1 protein-coding gene is annotated in these 1,696 nt (G+C 39.3%); it reads left to right on the forward strand.

Annotation, left to right across the window (positions count from 1 at the left end):
- Window positions 1-213 precede the first annotated feature (213 nt).
- Entirely contained in the window at window positions 214-1,602 is a 1,389-nt protein-coding gene (locus H0Z23_RS09000; protein ID WP_296869113.1) for a hypothetical protein, read from the forward strand.
- Window positions 1,603-1,696: the final 94 nt, after the last annotated feature.

Here is a 1,696-nt window from a genome sequence, read left to right on the forward strand (position 1 = left end):
AGGGAGTGAGCTTTCTTTTTCCACTTATTATCCTGTTGTATCTCTATGCAACTCTTTTACTCGGGCTTCTTTTGGATAATCCTAATCCAAGACATACACTCTGAATAAAATTACACTTGAAAAAAAAAGGAAGAATTTTTACTAATAGCAAAAGGAAAAGCTTATAATGTTTAATGCCAAATATTGATATAAAGAACCATAAAGGTGATGTAGATGAAACAAAAAGTTGTGATAGTGCTTGTAATTGCCACAGTTTTAATTTTTGCTATTGGATATGCAGTAGCAACTCCAATTGGCGGCGCCAAGGTCCTCCTCCTTGATGAGAATAAAAAGCCACTAACCCAATACGGAAAAGTATACTACACTATATGGACGTTTGACGAAAAGGGCAATATAAAAATTTTACAAAGTGGGAGCCTAGAGAAAAAGTTTCTACTCTCCGACAATACTATAAAAATATCCTCTACTACGCTAGACAAAGCCAGAGACATCGCCAAGAGAATCCATTCAAAAACAGCATTTATTGGGCTTGATATATGGGTTGAGAAAGACGAGAAAGTTTACACCTTGCCCCCAGAGAGCTTCGAAGCAGCCTTAGACAAATCAACACTTCCAAAAAACATAGAACTCAAGGTGAATCTTAAAGAAGCTAGGGTCACTAACATTGACCAGATAAGAGAGAACGGGATAAATATCAAAGAAAAAGGAAAAATAACACCCCTTCTCAGTGGCCAATGGTTCGAATGGAGAACGATTGAGGAAGAATCATACAGTAACGTTAAGATACCAGTCTTGATAATTCATAACAACGTTTGGAGTGATGTTTTTGGAACTGTCGATATAGCTGTGGAAACCCAGAAATACTGGGGACCTGATGTTACCGTTGCATTTGGAGACCAGATTTCTAAGAAAATTAACTTTGATCCAAGCTCGATAACTGTAAAAGTCCTTGGAAGGTCAATAACGGATTATTATGCCGCAGGGGATGATATTACAGTACCTAAAACGCAGTTCTGGGGTTATGTATGGATTAAAGGGACTGTTCATTATATATACCAAAAAGAATACTCATGCTATACCGGTCTTGGATGCTTTGAAACGGGAAACGAAAGGTATTTTGCAAAGATCGACAGGTTCACAGTTGACAGAGTTAGTGGAAACGTTAAACATGTAGAAAGTGGTTCAACATTAGGAAAACCTCAGTATAATTTCCCAGAAGAATGGATGAATAAATCTAAAGGAATCAATGGAACTATCAACAACCCGGTATCTATTTCAGAATTTTATGGGCACATTTATGCTGGAACCGACGGGCACAGCTTTGGTGTTGGTATTCCTGTCGGAGCCATCCTTAAAGGATTGAGTGGCGGTGCACTTCCCGATTGGTTCGATGCACTTACAATTGGTTTCAGCACCGGAGATTACTCAAGCTATGTAATGCTTGGCCATCTTAAGAACAAAGGTCCAAAATCCCAAGTGACATTCTACGCCATGGAGAGCAAATACAAGGTCAGAATCCCTATACACCACTGGTACGGCACAACCTACGATGATGTGAACGTCCCCATTGGTCTATACGTTGAAGTGGATTCAGCAGATTAAACTCTCTTTACCTTTTGATTTATCCTTCCTCATCTAGGTTCGAAACCTCTTTAACCTCCTCCCCCAACTTTTCTCGGTGGTGATATGAGGGCGT

The sequence above is a fragment of the Thermovirga sp. genome (genome assembly GCF_017656375.1).
Classification (GTDB): domain Bacteria; phylum Synergistota; class Synergistia; order Synergistales; family Thermovirgaceae; genus Thermovirga.

What these genes read in the sequence shown, in the direction of transcription:
- H0Z23_RS09000 (WP_296869113.1), top strand. Translation starts at nt 214, where the DNA reads ATGAAACAAAAAGTTGTGATAGTGCTTGTAATTGCCACAGTTTTAATT.